Genomic DNA, 17,755 nt, shown 5'->3' on the forward strand with positions numbered 1-17,755 from the left:
CGTTTAGACGGGTCGGCCGCCCGTTCATGGCGGCCCTGACGTTAACGATCCGAGGTGCAGATCGCCTGGTAAAGCGCTCCCTGCTCGTCCAGCTCGGCCACGCTCTGCGCCTTGGCTTCGCCGGCGTCATTAAGCTGGAACATCACGCGTTCGGCGCAAAGGGCCTGGTATGGCAGGCTCTTCACGGTAGAAACCAGATGTTGCTTCTCGAAGCGATACAGGACAAACCGGGCCACACGCCCCTGATCGGTGTCCTGAATCTGCGCATTCGCTCGATCCAGCACCGTGTAGACCAGCGGCATGGGGTAGGCCAGAGTCCAGGGCCGCCACAGCATGCTGCCCTCTTCACTCGCTACCACCACGGCGCCCTCCGGCAACCGTGCCTGCTTGGCGTCAAACCAGCTGTACTCGTAATAAACCGTATAGCTGAACATGCCCAGGCCGGCGAACACCGGGATGATCCACTTCGGCAGCCGCTTTCGAGTAAGGGAGCGCAACAGCAACGCGATGCCCGCACCTGCTACAGCAGCGACAATTGCAGCGATGAGATGCCAGATCATAAACAGCTTCCTTAAAAAAATCGGGCTTCCATATGGAAGCCCGACTCTACTTCAGCATCAGACCAAGTCTGACAATTGGCGCATTATCAGTTAGTGATCAAGCGCAACGCCAGCACCCTTCGGGGTACGAACGCTCTCGACCAGATCCTGAATCTCCTGCGGCGGAGCCTCGGTAGCCATCGAAACGGCGTAGGCAACAGCGAAGTTCAGAATCGCACCCACGGCACCGAAGGCCTGCGGGGAGATGCCCATCCACCACTGATCAGGCGTGTTCGGGATGCTTGCGGTGCCCGGGATGAAGAACCAGCCCAGGTACAGGAAGATGTACACGGCGGTGGAGATCACACCAACCAGCATACCGGCGACAGCGCCCTTGCTGTTCACGCGCTTGGAGAAGATACCCATCATCAGCGCCGGGAACAGGCTCGCTGCCGCCAGACCGAACGCCAGTGCAACCACCTGGGCGGCGAAGCCCGGTGGGTTCAGGCCCAGCCAGGTTGCCAGCAGAATCGCGGCCGTCATGGACAGACGGGCTGCCAGCATTTCGCTCTTCTCGCTGATCTTCGGATTGATGAGTGTCTTGATCAGGTCATGACTGATGGCAGACGAGATCGCCAGCAGCAGACCCGCAGCAGTCGAGAGCGCAGCAGCAATAGCACCCGCAGCGATCAGACCGATGACCCAGCCCGGCAGGTTTGCGATTTCCGGGTTGGCCAGAACGATGATGTCATTGTTCACGGTCAGCTCGTTGCCGTTCCAGCCACGCTCCTGCGCAGTCGGAGTGAAGGCAGCGGAGGCGTCGTTGTACATCTGTACACGACCATCGCTGTTCTTGTCTTCCCACTGGATCAGACCGGTACGTTCCCAAGTCTGCACCCACTCCGGACGATCTTCGTAGCGGATCGCTTCGGCAGCCGGGCCTTCTGGATAGATGGTGTTCACCAGATTCAGACGCGCCATCGAGCCAACGGCAGGGGCGGTGAGGTACAGCAGGGCGATGAAGACCAGAGTCCAGCCAGCCGACCAGCGAGCATCAGCTACCTTCGGTACGGTGAAGAAGCGAATGATTACGTGCGGCAGACCAGCGGTACCAATCATCAGCGACAGGGTGAACAGGAACATGTTCAGCTTGTTGTCGACGTCAGCGGTATACGCTGTGAAACCGAGGTCAGTTACCACCTGGTTCAATTTCTCGAGCAGCGGCAGACCGGATTCGGTATGGGTGCTGAACATGCCGAGCATCGGGATCGGGTTGCCAGTCAGCTGCATGGCGATGAACACGGCCGGAATGGTGTAGGCGATGATCAGAACCACGTACTGCGCCACCTGGGTGTAGGTGATGCCCTTCATGCCGCCGAATACCGCGTAGGCGAACACGATGGCAGCAGCAATCCAGATACCAGCGGAGTTGCTCACTTCCAGGAAGCGGGAGAACGCCACGCCAGCACCCGCCATCTGACCGATTACGTAGGTAACGGAGATGAGGATGAGGCAGACGACCGCCACCAGGCGCGCGCCACGGCTGTAGAACCGGTCACCAATGAAATCCGGTACGGTGAACTTGCCGAATTTGCGCAGGTAGGGTGCCAGCAGCATGGCCAGCAGCACGTAGCCACCGGTCCAGCCCATCAGGTACACCGAAGTGGCATAACCGCCAGAGGCGATCAGACCGGCCATGGAGATGAAGGACGCTGCGGACATCCAGTCAGCTGCGGTCGCCATCCCGTTGGTCACGGGGTGAACGCCACCACCGGCGACGTAGAACTCTTTAGTCGATCCAGCGCGAGCCCAGACCGCGATCCCGATATAGAGCAGGAACGAGGCGCCCACGAACAGCATGTTGATCCAATATTGGCTCATGGTGGTTACTCCTCAACCCCGAATTCCTTGTCCAGTTTGTTCAGCCGCCACGCGTAGTGGAAGATGATCGCAATGAACACGATGATGGAACCCTGTTGAGCGAACCAGAAACCCAGGTCAGTCCCCCCGACCGGGATACCCGCCAGCAAAGGGCGCAGAAGAATGGCGAAGCCATAAGAGACAAGAGCCCAGACCACCAAGCTCCATGTTATGAGGCGAACATTCGCCTTCCAGTACGCAGCAGCATTTGTTTTGTCGCCGTCGGCCATGACGTTCTCCGTCTTATTGTTATTACAGGTGAAGGAAACCACAGCCTGAATTTAGCAAGGATACGCGACGGAAAGAAAGCCCCGACTTTAGTCTGACAAGCGCTCTGGATCGCCTGCTGAGCCGCTCTGAGAGGCTGTCTGCTGCGCCCGTGACACTAGGGTGTGAAGGCGCACCAAGCGCTACGGGGCCCGACTCGCCAGTCACCGGCAGCGGGGAGGCGGCAAGGCAAGTGAATCAAACAGCTCCAACCTCGATTTAGAAACTCCCTCGACCAATTAAATAATCATTTTTTAATCTGCAGACTAATCGGCCGCCCGACTTAATAGCGCAATTACGACAAAAACCAATATCAATTAATTGCAGGCAAGCCACTGATTATCTGTGGCCGCGCCATATAAAAAGCTATTAATTAAAAAAACGGGAGCAACGCCGCGGCGCGCCTGCCGCCAGGTGGGCGGACGCGCCGTCATTCGACAGGTTGGAGGGCTCAGCACGCCGGGCGGCCTGCTGTGTACTTCTGCGCCGGATCGATGGCCGCCTCGAGATCGCGGATGGCCGTGGCGCCGATCAGCAGGGGATAACGGAAATGGCTACGGTCGGTCAGGTTGACCTCGGCGTCGCGTAGCTGATCGCCGATGCACAGCTGCATCTGCACCACGGGCCGTTCGGCGACGTCCGGACCTCGCTCGGCGTCGGTGTCATCGTCCGGGTCGGATTGCTCCTCGGCGCGGGTCTTGATTTCGGCGATGCGCGCCAGGGGTTGTTCGTACAGGGTGTCGTCAGCCCCTTCGACCGCCAGGCGAAAGCGCACCCAGTCCTCGCCATCGCGCTCGAATCGCTCGATATCGCGCGCTGACAACGAGGCGGTCATCGCCCCCGTGTCCATCTTGGCTTTCAGGGTCTTGCCGATCTCTTCGATCTTGATCTGTTCGTAGCGCCCGAACAGGGTCGGCTCTGCGGCGACGACGGGAAGGGTCAAGGTACTCAACAGCAACAGCAGACGGGACAAAACGACCTCCGGGGTTTCTTCTGACCTTCCTTCGGACCCGTCTCGCCCCCGGGGGTTCGCCACGCGGCGGTGCCACGCCGACGCCACCGGCCTGCTAGACTGCTGGCCCGTCCCTCCAGCAGATTATCGCCGTGCCCCGTTCCGCATTCGCCACCCTCCCCCTCAGCCCCGCCACGCTGGCCAACCTGGAGACGCTCGGCTACCTCGAGATGACGCCGATCCAGGCGCAGAGCCTGCCGGTCATGCTCAAGGGCATGGACCTCATCGCCCAGGCCAAGACCGGCAGCGGCAAGACAGCCGCTTTCGGCATCGCCCTGCTGGAGCCCATCAATCCACGTTATTTCGGCTGCCAGGCGCTGGTGCTTTGCCCGACGCGTGAGCTGGCCGACCAAGTGGCCAAGGAGCTTCGCCGGCTCGCGCGCTCGGCCGACAACATCAAGATCCTCACGCTCTGCGGCGGCGTTTCCATCGGCCCGCAGATCGGCTCGCTCGAACACGGCGCGCATGTGATCGTCGGCACGCCCGGGCGCGTCCAGGAGCACTTGAAAAAGGGCTCGCTGAAACTCGACGGCCTGAACAAGCTGGTACTCGACGAAGCCGATCGGATGCTCGACATGGGTTTCTACGACGCCATCGCCGAGATCATCGGACAGACCCCGAGCAAGCGGCAGACCCTGATGTTCTCGGCCACCTACCCGGCCGGCATCAAACAACTCGCCTCGACCTTCATGCGCGATCCGCAGCAGGTCAAGGTCGAAGCGCTGCATGACGACACGCAGATCGAGCAGCGCTTCTACGAAATCGACCCCGAAGCGCGCATGCAAGCGGTCGTTCGCATCCTGGGCAGCTTTCGTCCGGAGTCCTGCGTAGCCTTCTGCTTCACCAAGCAGCAATGCCAGGAACTGGTCGATGCGCTTACCGCAAAGGGCATTTCCGCCATGGCGCTCAACGGCGACCTCGAGCAGCGCGACCGCGATGAGGTCCTGGCCATGTTCGCCAACCGCAGCCTGTCGGTGCTGGTCGCAACCGATGTCGCCGCCCGCGGGCTGGATATCGACGCGCTGGACATGGTGATCAACGTCGAGCTGGCGCGCGACTCGGAAATCCATATCCACCGCGTTGGCCGCACCGGGCGGGCCGGCAAGAAAGGCATCGCCATCAGCCTCGTTGCGCCTGCCGAAGCCCACCGCGCCCAGGCTATCGAGGATCGCCAGAAAGCGCCGCTCAACTGGCAGTCCTTGAGCGACCTGCAGGTGCAACCAGGCAGCCCGTTGCAGCCGCCCATGGTCACGCTGTGCATCGCGGCCGGCCGCAAGGACAAGCTGCGCCCCGGCGACATCCTCGGCGCGCTGACGGGCGATGCGGGGCTTCCCGGCACGCAGGTGGGCAAGATCGCGATCTTCGACTTTCAGGCGTTCGTCGCCGTCGAGCGAGACGTCGCCAAGCAGGCCCTGAATCGCCTCAATGCCGGCAAGATCAAGGGCCGCTCCCTGAAGGTCCGCACGCTTTGAGCAAAACCGGGAAATAACGAGCCTGCCGCCTCCTCGCGTGCAGGCTCGTTGCGAAACGGATTGCCCGTTCCGTAGAGCGTCCGCGCCTTGCTCGATGCATCGAAGCGAGCGGCGCGACCGGCGAACCCAACGACATCCTGTCGCTCGGCTCGCCTCGGGAGCGGATTACAGCGAACCGCGGGCCCAGGGGCCCCAGATGGCGAACGTGATGCCGGGGGTCTGGATGTTGACGAACAGGAAATGCCCGGTCGGATCGAAGCAGGCACCGCAGAACTCACGGTTGCGGTAGTCGCCGCCGGAAACCTTTTTGCCGGCCGCAGCGGCCTGGACGTCCTCGAAGACCACGTTGTTCTTGGCGAAGATGTAGGCCTCGCCCGCGTCGGTCAGGCCCAGCAGACGTTCGCCGAAGCCGTACATGTCCTGCACACCGCCGCCGTCTTCGCAGAGCAGCACGCCGCCGCGCGGGCTGACAGTGACGTTGTCCGGGTTGTTGGCGATCTCGGCGTCGGTCGAGGCGAAGATGCAGGTCAGCCGATCGGTCGCCAGGTCATGCATCCACACCGCGCCGCGGCCATAGCCGGCGCGACCCTGGGCATCGGTACCGGCGCTGGTGTCGACGATGTAGAGCTTGCCTTCGCTGTACCAGATGCCTTCGCCACGACTCATGCTCAGGCCGCCCGCACGGCGAGCCTGTGCATAGGGGCCGCTGCCTTCGGGCTGCGGTTCGAGGTCCGGGTTCGCCACCTCCACCCATTCGAGCTGGTAGCTGTCGCCCTGCCGCGGCGCGTGCAGATCGACCAGTTCACGGTTGCGCACACGTGCCGCCTGGAGGATGCCGCCCGCGGCCAGGGAGCCGGGCTGCTGGCTGGCGTCGGTGGGGATGTAGCGATAGTAGCCAGCGCGGTTGCGCGCGTCCTCGGTCAGGTAGACGTAACTGTTGCGCGGGTCGACGGCGACCGCCTCATGCGCGAAGCGGCCCATCTGGATGATCGGCTGGCCGGTGGTCAACGCCGGGTCGGCTGTGACTTCGAAGACATAACCATGCGCGCGACCGCCCACGCTGGTGTAGTCGGCCGTGGTTTCCTCACAGGACAACCAGGTGCCCCAGGGCGTGACACCGCCGGCGCAGTTGGTGCGGGTGCCACCCAGGCTGGGTACGGTGCGCACCGGCTGGTCGATGCCGCGGGAGAAATACAGGTTGGTGGTACCACCGGCCGGGCGCTGGCCGTTGGAGAGGGTCACGCCGTCGTAGATCCCGTTGGCTTCGATCAGGCTCCCCGTGCCGGCTTCATGGTTGCGTACCAGCACGATTTCCGGGCCATTGGCGCCGCGGCGCACCGCGATCACGCCCATGCCGTCATGGGACGTCGGCACCGGTTGGCCGTTTTCCATCATGTCGCCGGTCCAGGAGAAGCTCTTGTATTGGAAGCCGTCCGGCAGTTGCAGCAGCTCCAGGCCGGTGGACAGATCACGCGTCGGGCGCAGCGGGCCGTAGCTGCTGCGCACCACGCCTGCGTTACGACCCTGGGCGTTGCGCGCGGCAAAGGCCTGCAGCGTGCCCAGAAATGGCGTGGTGGCGACTACAGCGGCAACAGCGCCACCCTTGAGCAGACTGCGGCGGCTGGCATCATGTTCACGGTTCATGCGGTGTCCTCTGTTTATAGATTGGAAGGAGGGGCGGCATGAATGAAGCCAGACGAATACGGCGAAACGATGACCATGCGGTTTCGTTCCGGTGATGCGGGATCAGTGGTCGGTATAAGCTTTGCTACGTTTGTCGTGACGCCGTCATCTGAACCGCGTCCAATCCGTTTCTCCATCAGCCGGTCGGACCCTTTGCATGCGCTCACCCTCGCTCAGCCACTCCCTGCGGCGCCTCTGGGCGCTGGACAAGTTCGGCTACAGCCTGCGCGTCGCCATCGCGCTGGCATCGAGCATGGGCCTGAGCTGGTATCTGGCCGAGCCATCGATGGTCATCCCGTTGTTTCTGGGAGTCATCGCCAGCGCCTTGGCCGAAACGGACGACAGCTGGCTGGGCCGTCTCTCGGCGCTGCTGGTCACGCTGTTCTGCTTCAGCATTGCTGCGGCGTCGGTCAAGCTGCTGTTTCCCTACCCCTGGGTGTTCGCGCTGGCCATGGCCGCGGCAGCGTTCTGCCTGGTGATGCTCGGCGCGCTGGGTGAGCGTTACGCGACCATCGCCCAGGCCACACTGATTCTTTCCATCTACAGCATGATCGCGGCCGATCAGCGCAGCGGCGCAGGCCTTCATCCCTGGCGCGACCCGTTGTTGTTGCTCGCGGGCGCCGCCTGGTACGGCCTGCTGTCGATCGTCTGGAACGCGCTGTTCGCGCACCAGCCCGTGCAGCACAGTCTGGCCCGCCTGTATCGCGAGCTGGGGCAGTATTTCAAGCTCAAGGCCGCTCTGTTCGAACCGGTACGGCAGCTGGACGTCGAGGAGCGCCGCCTGGAACTGGCGCAGCAGAACGGTCGGGTCGTCAGCGCGTTGAACGCCACCAAGGAAACCCTGTTGCATCGCCTGGGCAACGGCCGCCCGGGCGTCAAGATCAGCCACTACCTGAAGCTGTATTTCCTCGCCCAGGACCTGCACGAGCGGGTCAGCTCGTCGCATTACCCCTATCAGGCGTTGGCCGAGGCCTTCTTCCATAGCGACGTACTGTTCCGCTGCGGACGGTTGCTGCGCCTGCAGAGCGTGGCGTGCGCCGAACTGGCGAACGCCATCCAGTTGCGCCAGCCCTTCCGCTACAGTGAAGCGAATGCGCAGGCCCTGGCCGACCTGGAAGCCTCGCTCGAACACCTTCGCCTGCAGAGCAACCCTGCCTGGCGCGGGTTGCTGCGCTCGCTGCGTGCGCTGTCCGGCAACCTCGGCAACATGCAGCGCCAGCTCGCCAGCGCCAGCAACCCGGATGCGCTCGAAGGCGAGCAGGACAGCAGCCTGCTCGATCGCGAGCCACAGTCGCTGCGTGATGCGCTCGCGCGCATCCGTCTGCAGCTCACGCCGACCTCATTGCAATTCCGCCACGCCCTGCGCATGAGTCTGGCGCTGGTGGCCGGCTACGCCGTGCTGCATACCATCCACCCGGACCAGGGCTACTGGATTCTGCTGACCACGGTCTTCGTCTGCCAGCCGAACTATGGGGCGACGCGGATCAAACTGGTCCAGCGCATCACCGGAACGGCGCTCGGCCTGGCCGTCGGCTGGGCACTGTTCGATCTCTTCCCCAGCCAGCAGGTGCAGGCACTGTTCGCCGTGGTCGCCGGCGTGGTGTTCTTCGCCGCCCGCAGCAGCCGCTACACCCTGGCAACCGCCGCCATCACGCTGCTGGTGCTGTTCTGTTTCAATCAGGTCGGCGACGGCTACGGGCTGTTCTGGCCGCGACTGGTCGATACCCTGATCGGCAGCCTGATCGCCGCCGCGGCGGTATTCCTGATCCTCCCCGACTGGCAAGGCCGCCGCCTGAACCAGGTGGTGGCCAACACCCTCAGCCGCAGCGCCGACTACCTGCGGCAGATCATGGCGCAGTACGAAAGCGGCAAGCGCGACGATCTGGCCTATCGATTGGCCCGACGCAACGCACACAACGCCGACGCCGCGCTCTCGACCACGTTGTCGAACATGCTTCTGGAGCCCGGCCACTTCCGTAAAGATGCCGAGACGGGCTTTCGCTTCCTGATCCTCTCGCACACGCTGCTCAATTACCTGTCGGGCCTGGGCGCCCATCGCGAAAGCCTGCCGGACGATGCCCGGGACGCCATGCTCGAGGACGCAGCGGCGCGCCTGGCGACGAGCCTCGACGAGCTGGCCAAGGCGCTGCAGGACAACCAGCCCGTCGCGGTGTACAGCGAGGCCGAGGAAGCGCTCGCCCAGCAGCTCGAGCAGGCACCGGAGGAGATGGACGACGCGCACCGGCTGCTGCAGACCCAGCTGGGCCTGATCTGCCGGCAACTGGCGCCGCTGCGCGGGATGGTGGCGCACCTGCTGCGCCAGGGGTCTCCGGCTCAGGGCTGAGGCAGCGCCGAGGGCACCGGCAAGCCGTGGCGGGCGAAGATCGCGGCGTAAGTGCCATCGTCGGCCATCGCGGCGATCTCCCGATCGAACGCCTCCAGGATCGAGGCTCGTCGGGGGTGGTCGTTGCGCACCACCAGTGACAGGTCCAGCACGCGGAACTCGCCCGGCACGAAGCTCAGAAGGTCGCTGGCGTCGGCCAGTTCTCGGTCGAAGTGAAACTGCGCGGTCAGCTCGTCCTCGAGCGTCAGGTCCACACGACCGGCGAGCACCATTCGAGCAGCCTGGACGAAATTGATGGCGTAGCCGATATGCAAGCGCTCGTCAGGCGGCAGCTCATCGCCATAGGCGTAACCGCGGCTCAGGGCAATGGCGTAGCCCGTGAGGCTGTCGACCCCGTCGTAATGGACCTTGTCTTCGCTGCGCTGCACCCAGCGCATGCGATTGCTCAGGAACGGGCGGGAACTGCTGGCGAAGCGCGCGCGTTTCGCCGACCACCAACCGTTGACCATGTCGTAGTCACCGGACTTCAGTCCGCGCAACGCGCGTTCCCAGGGCACCTCGACATACTGGACCTGGTAACCGGCCCGGCCCAGCGCGGTGCTGATGAGATCGACCGAAAGTCCCGAATTGGGCAAGCGCTGATCCGTATAGGGCGGCCAGGCGTTCCCCGCCAAGCGCAACACCTCGGCCACCGCCGACGTGGACGCCAGCAGTGTCAGCAGCAATACCCCCATCATCCCGCCCACATCCACACCCTCATGGCAGAACGCTACCCTCTTCAGCAAAGCACAATTTCGCGACGCTGCCGAACTGAATGAGTTGGCGCCTCGCACCGTTGCTGCAGGGCTTCTGAACCCGGAGTACCATGCCGCGTTTTACACACCCTACCGAGGTGGCTGTGTTACAGACAGAGGTGGTGATCATAGGCGCCGGCGCGGCGGGGCTGATGTGTGCCTTCACCGCGGCGGCGCGAGGCCGGCGCGTCCTGCTGCTCGACCATGCCAACAAGGCCGGCAAGAAGATCCTCATGTCCGGCGGTGGGCGCTGCAACTTCACCAACCTGTACACCGAGCCGGCCAACTTCCTGTCTGGCAACCCACACTTTTGCAAGTCTGCCCTGGCCCGCTACACGCAATGGGATTTCATCGATCTGGTCAGCCGCCATGGCATTCCCTATCACGAAAAGAAGCTCGGCCAGCTGTTTTGCGACAACAAGGCCAGCGACATTCTCGGCATGCTGATCGACGAGTGCCAACAGGCGGGCGTCGACCTGCGTCTGGACACGGCCGTGCAGTGCATCGACAAGACTGAAATCGGCTTTTGCCTGCAGAGCGACGCCGGCGAGCTCCACTGCCAGTCGCTGGTCATCGCCACCGGCGGCCTGTCGATCCCGACCCTCGGCGCCAGCGGCTTCGGTTATCAGGTGGCGCGACAGTTCGGTCATACCGTGCTGCCGACCCGCGCCGGGCTGGTCCCCTTCACCGTCACCGACCCATCGCTCAAGGCCATGTGCGAGGCACTGTCGGGCACCTCGGTCGAGGACTGCCAGGTCACCTGCAACGGCCAAAGCTTTCGCGAGAACATCCTGTTCACCCATCGCGGCCTGTCCGGCCCGGCGATCCTGCAGATTTCTTCCTACTGGCAACCGGGTGATGTCGTGGAGATCGATCTGCTGCCGCACCTGGACCTGCCGACCTGGCTCGATGAGCAGCGCCACGAGCGGCCGAACACCGAGCTCAAGACGCTGCTGGGCGAGCTGTTCACCCGCAAGATGGCGACGCTGCTGGCCGAGCACTGGTTCGAGTCGCGGCCGCTGAAGCAGTACGGCAAGGCGGAGCTGGAGGCCATCGCCGAGCGGCTGGCCCGCTGGCAACTGGTGCCGGCTGGCACAGAGGGCTATCGCACCGCGGAGGTGACTCTCGGCGGCGTGGACACGCGCGAGGTGTCGTCGAAGACGATGGAATCGCAAAAGGTGGCGGGGCTGTATTTCGTCGGTGAGGTGCTGGATGTGACCGGACACCTGGGCGGTTTCAATTTCCAGTGGGCCTGGGCATCCGGCTACGCGGCGGCCCAGCACGTCTGAGCCGCCAGGGTGCGGCGGCCCGGACGAAGCGCCCTTCCGTTATTCGTTGGACAAATTGGACGGCGGCGATACCTCGCGCGGCCCGGCTGGATCCGTCGCGGTGTTCTGGTACTCCTGCTGGTTACGCTCGTTGTTCTCCATGGCCGAGCGCTCGTCATCAGGCGAGCACGCACCCAGCAGCAGCGCCAAGGGAAACGCCAGTAAAACGGCGACTGGTCGGGTGTTCATCGAAAACCTCCTCGCATCGGATTGGCCCGGACGGGCGGCTGATTCGCCGCCCTCCCCGCTCGATTACTGAGCAGCGCCCGTACCGGTGCCGGTGGTATTCGGCGCAGTGCCGGCGCCGGATTCAGTGCCCATTCCGCTGCCGTTATCGCCGGGCGCGGTATTCATATCGCCGGACTCGCCTGTCGTCATGCCTGCACCGGAGCCGTTGCTGGTGCCGGTTTCAGGGCTGGTGTTGGCGCCAGTGCCGGTAGTGCCGGAGTTGCTCGGCGGCGTGCCGGTCGAGGGCGCCGCGGGCTGTTCGGTAGTTGGTTGCGGTGGTGTTGCCTCGCGCTCGCGCTCCTCGTCGGGACCACAGCCAACGAGCAGCAGACCAAGAAGAGGGGCGGATAGATAAGCAAGACGCATGAAAACCTCCAACAGATAGTCAGGCCGACCCGAGGCCGGCGGCATTCGGATCCCTAGGGACCCTCTGAAGAGGTTGACCCTGCGAAGCGCCATGAGTGCCCACCGGGCCTCGACCGTCCGCCCGACGGTCCCGGGTGCGATCAGGATGCCATCTGCTCGAACGACCAGAGCCCATAGCGTAACAAGCGGAACACCATGGGATGGCAGCAGATCGGGACGGGGTTATTGATGCAGATCAGCCGGGGCGCAGCGACAGGTTGGCGTCGCCGGAAAGGCGGGCAGCAGAGAGGTAAACGGGGCGGGCCATGAGGCCCGCCCGGGGGATCACGCCGCGTTACGGGCGCTGAATTCCTTTTTCAGACGAGTCCTGAGTTCGGCCATTTGCTGACCCATCTCCTCGAGCCGCTTCGCGTCGAACAGCTCGCGTGCCTGAGGAAACATCTCCTCCTCCTCTTCCTCGATGTGATGCTCGAGCAGCTCCTTGCACACCTTGGCGCGGCCGGAGAACTCCAGGCTCGACGGGTCGGTCGCCTTCAGATCGGGCAGAACCAGCGCGTCCACGGTGCGGTGCTCCTCCTTGGCTTCGTGGTACATCTTCATCTCCTCCTTGCCACCTGCTTCCTTGTAGGCCGGATAGAGAATCTGCTCTTCGATCTGGGTATGGATGGACACTTCCATTTCCAGCTTCTGCAACAGCTCAGTGCGCGTCTTGACGGCACGCTCTGTGGTGTCGGTCAGGCGGGAAAGGAGGTCCTTCAGGGTCTCGTGATCTTCGATCAGCAGGTCGATAGCATTCATGCGGCTTCCTCATCATTCATCAGGTCTGCGACGCCCGGGCTCTGCGGCCCGGTGCGCGCGTGGCTGCTGGCGGCAGCGCTTGAGTGCGAGGCTCGGTTCAGCGGCCTCACGGTCGGTCAGGCGTATTCGTACGTGGGCAGTCCCGTACGGCTCTGGCTCTGCAGGCGTGCAATCGCGGGGGACATTCCGGCCTCCAGGGCTAGGTCACGGCGAATCGAGCTGACCACCCATTCCAGCTGGATGTTGGTCTGCGTCTGCCCTTTGGACAGGGCGCGTTTGATGATGTCGCGGTCGTCATTGCGCAACGTCAGCAGAAGCCCGCCATCCGGACGCGGCACGGTGACAACTTCGAACTCGGGGAACGCGGCAGCGAGAATTTTTTCAGCGGCGATCATTGTTTTTACTCCGGTTATGTTTCCAGCGTACGGAGCTAGAGCACCGTTCGTGCCAACCGGGCGAAACATCAAAAACCGCTTAAATCAGTGACTTGCATCACATAATGGCAATTTGTCTGCGTGCAAAACGCATGAAGCAGCGGAATTCGGCATGCATTCTGCTGTCCCGGCCGGAATAGCTGGCAATGCCCAAGCCACGCCGCGCCGGCAGATCGAGCCGGTCTAACCGGGGCGCAACCGGCCCGCAAACCGGGGGGTCAGGTGATCGATAGGGCGCCTATCCGCGGCGCCAGACGCTGGCGAGCCAGGGTTGCTGGTCACGTGGCAAACCAGCGGGCCGGTAGTAGTGCTCCAGTTCGACGAAACCGGCTTTTTCAAGGCACTGACGCCAGGTCGGCCAGTCATACCAGGCACCGTAGCGCGTGCCGCTCCAACCCTCCTGATTGTCGCCCCGGGGATTGGACGTAAAGAGGACACCGTCGGGGCGCAGCGCGCTATGGAGCTTGCGTAACACGCCGTCCAGCTCACGACTGGGTACGTGAAACAGGACGGCATTGGCGAAAATGCCGTCGAAGGAGGCCGCCGGTAGATCCAACGCCAGAAATTGCTGATGCAGGACTTCGCAGCCAGTCGCTTCACGAGCCATTCGCACGAAGGGTTCCGCGCCGTCGAGCCCCACCGCGACGTGGCCCAGGGCGGTGAACGTCTTCAGGTCACGCCCGGGACCGCACCCCAGATCGAGAATGCGAAACGGCGCTTCGCCGCGAATATGCCTGAGCAGCGCCTCGATGTTCTGGCTGACATCGTGGTCGCGGGTGCCGTCGCGGAAGGCTTCGGCGTTTGCCCGATAATCGTCGAGCGTTCGTTCGGTGATGGCCTGGGTATCCAGATCCGACATGGTGATTCCCTCGTGGCGACCGTCGCGTAAACGTCTATTGGCTAGCAATTATCAAGTAGCGGTTGACGGAACGACCGATATCCATGAACTTGCATGGTGCGAGCGCGCTCAAACCCCTCGTCCAACGGTTCGCGGCCGAACCCAATCACCTTAGCGATCCGCATTCGAAAGATCGAGAACAGCTCCAATGAGCCATCCCACTGCCAAAGTCGTTCTGCTCGTTGAGGACGAGCCCCACATCCGCGCCCTGCTGTTCGACTACCTGGCCAGCGAAGGCTATGAGGTGCTGGAGGCGGCGGATGCCACTCAGGCCTTTGACATCCTGGCGACCAAGCCTCGACTGGACCTGCTGGTAACCGACTTCCGCCTGCCTGGCGGGATCTCCGGGGTCATGATTGCCGAACCGGCGTTGAAGCTGCGCCCGGAGATGAAGCTGATCTTCATCAGCGGCTATCCGATCGAAATCTACGAGTCCGGCAGCGAAATCGCGCGCTCGGCGCCGATCCTGGCCAAGCCCTTCTCCCTGGAAACCCTGCGCAATCAGATTCAGCAGCTGCTCGGCTGAATCCCCCGGCATCTTCACCCTTTTTGTGGCCCCTGATGCAACGAGCCCGCACAGGGCGGGCTCGTCTTCATTGCAGCGCGGCTCAGTTGACCTTGGGGTCGAGCTCGCCACTGGCGTAACGCTGGAACATGCCTTCCAGGGAGATCGGCTTGATCTTCGAGGCGTTGCCGGCGGTGCCGAAGGCTTCGTAGCGGGCGATGCAGATGTCGCGCATGGCGGCGACGGTCTTGGCCAGGTACTTGCGCGGGTCGAATTCGCTGGGGTTCTTCGCCATGAATTCGCGGATGGCACCGGTGGAGGCCAGACGCAAATCGGTGTCAATGTTCACCTTGCGTACGCCGTACTTGATGCCCTCGACGATCTCCTCGACCGGCACGCCGTAGGTTTCCTTGATGTCGCCACCGTACTCGTTGATGATTTTCAACCACTCCTGCGGGACCGAGGAGGAGCCATGCATCACCAGGTGGGTATCGGGGATGCGCTGGTGGATTTCCTTGATGCGCTGGATCGACAGGGTGTCGCCGGTCGGCGGCTTGGTGAACTTGTAGGCGCCGTGGCTGGTGCCGATGGCGATGGCCAGGGCGTCGACCTTGGTCTTGGCTACGAAGTCCGCGGCCTCTTCCGGATCGGTCAGCAGCTGGCTGTGATCCAGGGTGCCTTCGGCGCCGACGCCGTCTTCTTCGCCGGCCATACCCGTTTCCAGGCTGCCCAGGCAGCCGAGCTCACCTTCAACCGAGACGCCACAGGCGTGGGCAAAGGCGACGGTCTGCTGAGTCACGCGGACGTTGTACTCGTAATCGGACGGGGTCTTGCCGTCTTCCTTCAACGAACCGTCCATCATCACCGAGCTGAAGCCCAGCTGGATCGAACGCTGGCAGATGTCAGGGCTGGTGCCGTGATCCTGGTGCATCACCACCGGGATGTGCGGGAATTCTTCCACCGCCGCGAGGATGAGGTGGCGCAGGAACGGCGCGCCAGCGTATTTGCGAGCGCCGGCCGAAGCCTGGACGATCACCGGGGAGTCGGTCTTGTCGGCCGCTTCCATGATGGCTCGCATCTGCTCGAGGTTGTTCACGTTGAAAGCCGGCACGCCGTAGCCGAATTCGGCGGCGTGGTCGAGCATCTGGCGCATGCTGATGAGTGCCATGGTTTCCTTTCTCCCGGTTAGGGTCGATTAATCGTCTGTAGCCTGCCGCAGCGGCTGGCGGTATTCAAACACCGCGCAGCATGGCGCGGCATTGTAGTGGCGGACGGGGCAAAAGCCATCCGCTAAAAAACGCAGAGTCCGGACATAACCCGCCAATCAGAGGGTAATCAGCGAAGCGCTGCAGCCATGGGCCAGCAGCTTGTCGTCGGCGATCCGGTAGACCAGCGCTTCGTTACCTTTGTCGTGAAAGGCCACTACGCCATCGCTATAGAAAGCACCGCGGGTGGCTGGTTCCTTGCGCAGAGTATGAACCCCTTCGCTGTCGCCAATTTTCAAGTCCACCACCTGCCGGCTTTCATCGGCATAACGCCAGGCGATGTGCTGCGCACTCTGGCATTTCCAGCGGACGAAGGGCGCGTCGGGCCCGGATTGCCAGTGGCCACAACCGCCGAGCATCAGCGCGGCGGCGGTGGTAATGAACAGGCCTTTCATTGCTTCTCCTTGCCTGGGCCGCCTCGTTTCAGGGGCAATCCTGTACGTCGGCGGTGGTGCCGGCGGTGGGGTCGCCGGTGCTCTGCATCTCTACGCGCTGGTCGTTCTGCGCGGTTGGGCTCTCGGCCGGCGGCGGATCGAATACTTCGCAGGCCGAATCCGGACCGGCCCCGGCACACCCGGCCAGGCCGAGCAGGCAAACAGCAATCGCGACATGACGCATGGTGAGTCTCCATTCCTTGTCTGGACAGAACAGAGACAGCGCCAGGCGCACAGGGTTGCCTTCTGCCGTTGCGCTTGACCGGTCGACGATCAGCCGGCGCGTTGCTCGAGCACCTCGACCGCTGGCAGCACCTTGCCCTCGACGAACTCGAGGAAGGCGCCACCGCCTGTGGAAATATAGGAGATCTGTTCGGCGACGCCGTACTTGTCGATGGCCGCCAGGGTGTCACCACCACCGGCAATCGAAAAGGCATCGCTCGCGGCGATGGCCTTGGCCAAGGTCTTGGTGCCTTCGCCGAACTGGTCGAATTCGAAGACACCGACCGGGCCGTTCCAGAGGATGGTCTTCGAGGACTTCAGCAGCTCGGCGAACTGCGCGGCGGTCTTCGGCCCGATGTCGAGGATCATGTCGTCGTCGGCGACCTCGTCGATCGACTTCACGGTCGCGGCAGCGCTTTCAGCGAACTCCTTCGCGACCACGACATCGACCGGCAGCGGCACGCTGACCTTGGCCGCGATGGCCTTGGCCGTATCGACCAGGTCCGGCTCATACAGCGACTTGCCGACTTTGTGCCCCGCCGCGGCGAGGAATGTATTGGCGATGCCACCGCCGACGATCAGCTGGTCGCAGACCTGGCTCAGCGAGTTCAACACGTCCAGCTTGGTCGATACCTTGGAACCGGCAACGATCGCCGCCATCGGCTTGGCCGGGCTCTTCAGCGCCTTACCCAACGCGTCCAGTTCGGCGGCCAGCAACGGGCCGGCGCAAGCGATTTTGGCGAACTTGGCCACACCATGGGTCGAGCCCTGGGCGCGGTGCGCGGTGCCGAAGGCGTCCATGACGAAGACGTCGCACAGCGCGGCGTACTGCTGCGCCAGCTCGTCGGTGTTTTTCTTCTCGCCCTTGTTGAAGCGCACGTTCTCCAGCAGCACCAGCTCGCCGGCCTTGACCTCTACGCCGCCCAGGTAGTCCTTGACCAGCGGCACCTCACGACCGAGGGCCTTGGACAGGTAGTTGGCGACCGGCTTGAGGCTGTCTTCCTCGCTGTAGACGCCCTCTTCCGGCCGGCCCAGGTGCGAGCAGACCAACACCGCAGCACCTTTTTCCAGCGCCAGCTTGATGGTCGGCAACGAGGCCAGGATGCGTGCATCGCTCTTCACCGCGCCATCCTTCACCGGCACGTTGAGGTCCTCGCGGATCAGCACGCGCTTACCCTGGAGGTCGAGATCGGTCATCTTCAAAACGGTCATGTTGGTCTTCCTTAAAGGTCGAGAAGCAGCGATG

19 protein-coding genes are annotated in these 17,755 nt (G+C 63.3%); 4 read left to right on the plus strand and 15 right to left on the minus strand.

Annotated features, from left to right (window positions below; translation table 11 throughout):
- Window positions 1–41: 41 nt before the first annotated feature.
- The 4 genes from MST27_RS01055 to rloA2 all read right to left on the minus strand — a co-directional run bounded on the left by MST27_RS01055 (window position 42) and on the right by rloA2 (window position 3,699).
- The gene (locus tag MST27_RS01055) at window positions 42–560 is read right to left on the minus strand and encodes a hypothetical protein (RefSeq protein ID WP_243604153.1); all 519 of its coding nucleotides are present in this window, start codon (window positions 558–560) and stop codon (window positions 42–44) included.
- Between the two features lie 90 nt (window positions 561–650).
- Window positions 651–2,420, minus strand: a complete 1,770-nt coding sequence (locus MST27_RS01060; RefSeq protein ID WP_243604154.1) for a sodium:solute symporter family protein — start codon at window positions 2,418–2,420, stop codon at window positions 651–653.
- A 5-nt stretch (window positions 2,421–2,425) separates the two neighbouring features.
- Entirely contained in the window at window positions 2,426–2,689 is a 264-nt protein-coding gene (locus MST27_RS01065; RefSeq protein ID WP_243604155.1) for a DUF4212 domain-containing protein, read from the minus strand.
- Between the two features lie 488 nt (window positions 2,690–3,177).
- Window positions 3,178–3,699, minus strand: a complete 522-nt coding sequence (rloA2, locus tag MST27_RS01070; RefSeq protein WP_243604156.1) for a retropepsin-like aspartic peptidase RloA2 — start codon at window positions 3,697–3,699, stop codon at window positions 3,178–3,180.
- Between the two features lie 131 nt (window positions 3,700–3,830).
- Between rloA2 and dbpA the strand changes: the two genes are divergently transcribed.
- Complete coding sequence (gene dbpA / locus MST27_RS01075; protein WP_243604157.1) at window positions 3,831–5,210, plus strand: ATP-dependent RNA helicase DbpA; 1,380 nt, start codon at window positions 3,831–3,833, stop codon at window positions 5,208–5,210.
- 165 nt (window positions 5,211–5,375) lie between these two features.
- On the opposite strand, the gene MST27_RS01080 is transcribed toward dbpA, so the two are convergent.
- On the minus strand, window positions 5,376–6,854 hold the full coding sequence (locus tag MST27_RS01080) for a PhoX family protein (RefSeq protein ID WP_243604158.1): 1,479 nt from the start codon (window positions 6,852–6,854) through the stop codon (window positions 5,376–5,378).
- A gap of 196 nt (window positions 6,855–7,050) precedes the next feature.
- Here MST27_RS01080 and yccS point away from each other — a divergent pair, with 196 nt between their 5' ends.
- Window positions 7,051–9,237 carry a YccS family putative transporter gene (gene yccS / locus MST27_RS01085; protein ID WP_243604159.1) on the plus strand — a complete coding sequence of 729 codons (2,187 nt, stop codon included), beginning with the start codon at window positions 7,051–7,053 and terminating at the stop codon, window positions 9,235–9,237.
- Here the strand turns inward: yccS and MST27_RS01090 are convergent.
- Window positions 9,228–10,022, minus strand: a complete 795-nt coding sequence (locus MST27_RS01090) for a substrate-binding periplasmic protein (RefSeq protein ID WP_338052411.1) — start codon at window positions 10,020–10,022, stop codon at window positions 9,228–9,230. The genes yccS and MST27_RS01090 overlap by 10 nt on opposite strands.
- A 113-nt stretch (window positions 10,023–10,135) precedes the next feature.
- Here MST27_RS01090 and MST27_RS01095 point away from each other — a divergent pair, with 113 nt between their 5' ends.
- Window positions 10,136–11,320, plus strand: coding sequence for a BaiN/RdsA family NAD(P)/FAD-dependent oxidoreductase (locus MST27_RS01095; RefSeq protein WP_243604523.1), 1,185 nt, complete (start codon window positions 10,136–10,138; stop codon window positions 11,318–11,320).
- A gap of 39 nt (window positions 11,321–11,359) precedes the next feature.
- Here MST27_RS01095 and MST27_RS01100 read toward each other — a convergent pair whose 3' ends face one another.
- The 5 genes from MST27_RS01100 to MST27_RS01120 all read right to left on the minus strand — a co-directional run bounded on the left by MST27_RS01100 (window position 11,360) and on the right by MST27_RS01120 (window position 14,044).
- Window positions 11,360–11,548 (minus strand): hypothetical protein, encoded by a 189-nt coding sequence (locus MST27_RS01100; RefSeq protein ID WP_243604160.1) that lies wholly within the window; start codon window positions 11,546–11,548, stop codon window positions 11,360–11,362.
- Between the two features lie 63 nt (window positions 11,549–11,611).
- Window positions 11,612–11,953: a hypothetical protein gene (locus MST27_RS01105; protein WP_243604161.1), complete on the minus strand. Its 342-nt coding sequence runs from the start codon at window positions 11,951–11,953 to the stop codon at window positions 11,612–11,614.
- Window positions 11,954–12,277: 324 nt separating this feature from the next.
- The gene (locus MST27_RS01110) at window positions 12,278–12,751 is read right to left on the minus strand and encodes a hemerythrin domain-containing protein (protein WP_243604162.1); all 474 of its coding nucleotides are present in this window, start codon (window positions 12,749–12,751) and stop codon (window positions 12,278–12,280) included.
- A 116-nt stretch (window positions 12,752–12,867) separates the two neighbouring features.
- Window positions 12,868–13,146 carry a DUF3509 domain-containing protein gene (locus MST27_RS01115; RefSeq protein WP_243604163.1) on the minus strand — a complete coding sequence of 93 codons (279 nt, stop codon included), beginning with the start codon at window positions 13,144–13,146 and terminating at the stop codon, window positions 12,868–12,870.
- Between the two features lie 277 nt (window positions 13,147–13,423).
- Window positions 13,424–14,044, minus strand: coding sequence for a class I SAM-dependent methyltransferase (locus tag MST27_RS01120; RefSeq protein WP_243604164.1), 621 nt, complete (start codon window positions 14,042–14,044; stop codon window positions 13,424–13,426).
- 187 nt (window positions 14,045–14,231) lie between these two features.
- Between MST27_RS01120 and MST27_RS01125 the strand changes: the two genes are divergently transcribed.
- On the plus strand, window positions 14,232–14,609 hold the full coding sequence (locus MST27_RS01125) for a response regulator (protein WP_243604165.1): 378 nt from the start codon (window positions 14,232–14,234) through the stop codon (window positions 14,607–14,609).
- 82 nt (window positions 14,610–14,691) lie between these two features.
- On the opposite strand, the gene fba is transcribed toward MST27_RS01125, so the two are convergent.
- The 4 genes from fba to MST27_RS01145 form a co-directional block, all read right to left on the minus strand.
- On the minus strand, window positions 14,692–15,756 hold the full coding sequence (fba, locus tag MST27_RS01130) for a class II fructose-bisphosphate aldolase (RefSeq protein WP_243604166.1): 1,065 nt from the start codon (window positions 15,754–15,756) through the stop codon (window positions 14,692–14,694).
- A 156-nt stretch (window positions 15,757–15,912) separates the two neighbouring features.
- The gene (locus tag MST27_RS01135; protein ID WP_243604167.1) at window positions 15,913–16,248 is read right to left on the minus strand and encodes an MliC family protein; all 336 of its coding nucleotides are present in this window, start codon (window positions 16,246–16,248) and stop codon (window positions 15,913–15,915) included.
- A gap of 28 nt (window positions 16,249–16,276) precedes the next feature.
- On the minus strand, window positions 16,277–16,471 hold the full coding sequence (locus MST27_RS01140; protein WP_243604168.1) for a hypothetical protein: 195 nt from the start codon (window positions 16,469–16,471) through the stop codon (window positions 16,277–16,279).
- An 89-nt stretch (window positions 16,472–16,560) separates the two neighbouring features.
- The gene (locus MST27_RS01145) at window positions 16,561–17,721 is read right to left on the minus strand and encodes a phosphoglycerate kinase (protein ID WP_243604169.1); all 1,161 of its coding nucleotides are present in this window, start codon (window positions 17,719–17,721) and stop codon (window positions 16,561–16,563) included.
- Window positions 17,722–17,755 lie beyond the last annotated feature (34 nt).

It is taken from the genome of Stutzerimonas marianensis, from assembly GCF_022810315.1.
Taxonomy (GTDB): Bacteria; Pseudomonadota; Gammaproteobacteria; order Pseudomonadales; family Pseudomonadaceae; genus Stutzerimonas; species Stutzerimonas marianensis.

Excerpts from the sequence above, each read along its gene's own strand:
- MST27_RS01055 (WP_243604153.1), bottom strand. The coding sequence starts at position 560 with ATGATCTGGCATCTCATCGCTGCAATTGTCGCTGCTGTAGCAGGTGCG.
- MST27_RS01060 (WP_243604154.1), bottom strand. The coding sequence starts at position 2,420 with ATGAGCCAATATTGGATCAACATGCTGTTCGTGGGCGCCTCGTTCCTG.
- MST27_RS01065 (WP_243604155.1), bottom strand. The coding sequence starts at position 2,689 with ATGGCCGACGGCGACAAAACAAATGCTGCTGCGTACTGGAAGGCGAAT.
- MST27_RS01080 (WP_243604158.1), bottom strand. The coding sequence starts at position 6,854 with ATGAACCGTGAACATGATGCCAGCCGCCGCAGTCTGCTCAAGGGTGGC.
- yccS (WP_243604159.1), top strand. The coding sequence starts at position 7,051 with ATGCGCTCACCCTCGCTCAGCCACTCCCTGCGGCGCCTCTGGGCGCTG.
- MST27_RS01100 (WP_243604160.1), bottom strand. The coding sequence starts at position 11,548 with ATGAACACCCGACCAGTCGCCGTTTTACTGGCGTTTCCCTTGGCGCTG.
- MST27_RS01105 (WP_243604161.1), bottom strand. The coding sequence starts at position 11,953 with ATGCGTCTTGCTTATCTATCCGCCCCTCTTCTTGGTCTGCTGCTCGTT.
- MST27_RS01110 (WP_243604162.1), bottom strand. The coding sequence starts at position 12,751 with ATGAATGCTATCGACCTGCTGATCGAAGATCACGAGACCCTGAAGGAC.
- MST27_RS01115 (WP_243604163.1), bottom strand. The coding sequence starts at position 13,146 with ATGATCGCCGCTGAAAAAATTCTCGCTGCCGCGTTCCCCGAGTTCGAA.
- MST27_RS01120 (WP_243604164.1), bottom strand. The coding sequence starts at position 14,044 with ATGTCGGATCTGGATACCCAGGCCATCACCGAACGAACGCTCGACGAT.
- MST27_RS01125 (WP_243604165.1), top strand. The coding sequence starts at position 14,232 with ATGAGCCATCCCACTGCCAAAGTCGTTCTGCTCGTTGAGGACGAGCCC.
- fba (WP_243604166.1), bottom strand. The coding sequence starts at position 15,756 with ATGGCACTCATCAGCATGCGCCAGATGCTCGACCACGCCGCCGAATTC.
- MST27_RS01135 (WP_243604167.1), bottom strand. The coding sequence starts at position 16,248 with ATGAAAGGCCTGTTCATTACCACCGCCGCCGCGCTGATGCTCGGCGGT.
- MST27_RS01140 (WP_243604168.1), bottom strand. The coding sequence starts at position 16,471 with ATGCGTCATGTCGCGATTGCTGTTTGCCTGCTCGGCCTGGCCGGGTGT.
- MST27_RS01145 (WP_243604169.1), bottom strand. The coding sequence starts at position 17,721 with ATGACCGTTTTGAAGATGACCGATCTCGACCTCCAGGGTAAGCGCGTG.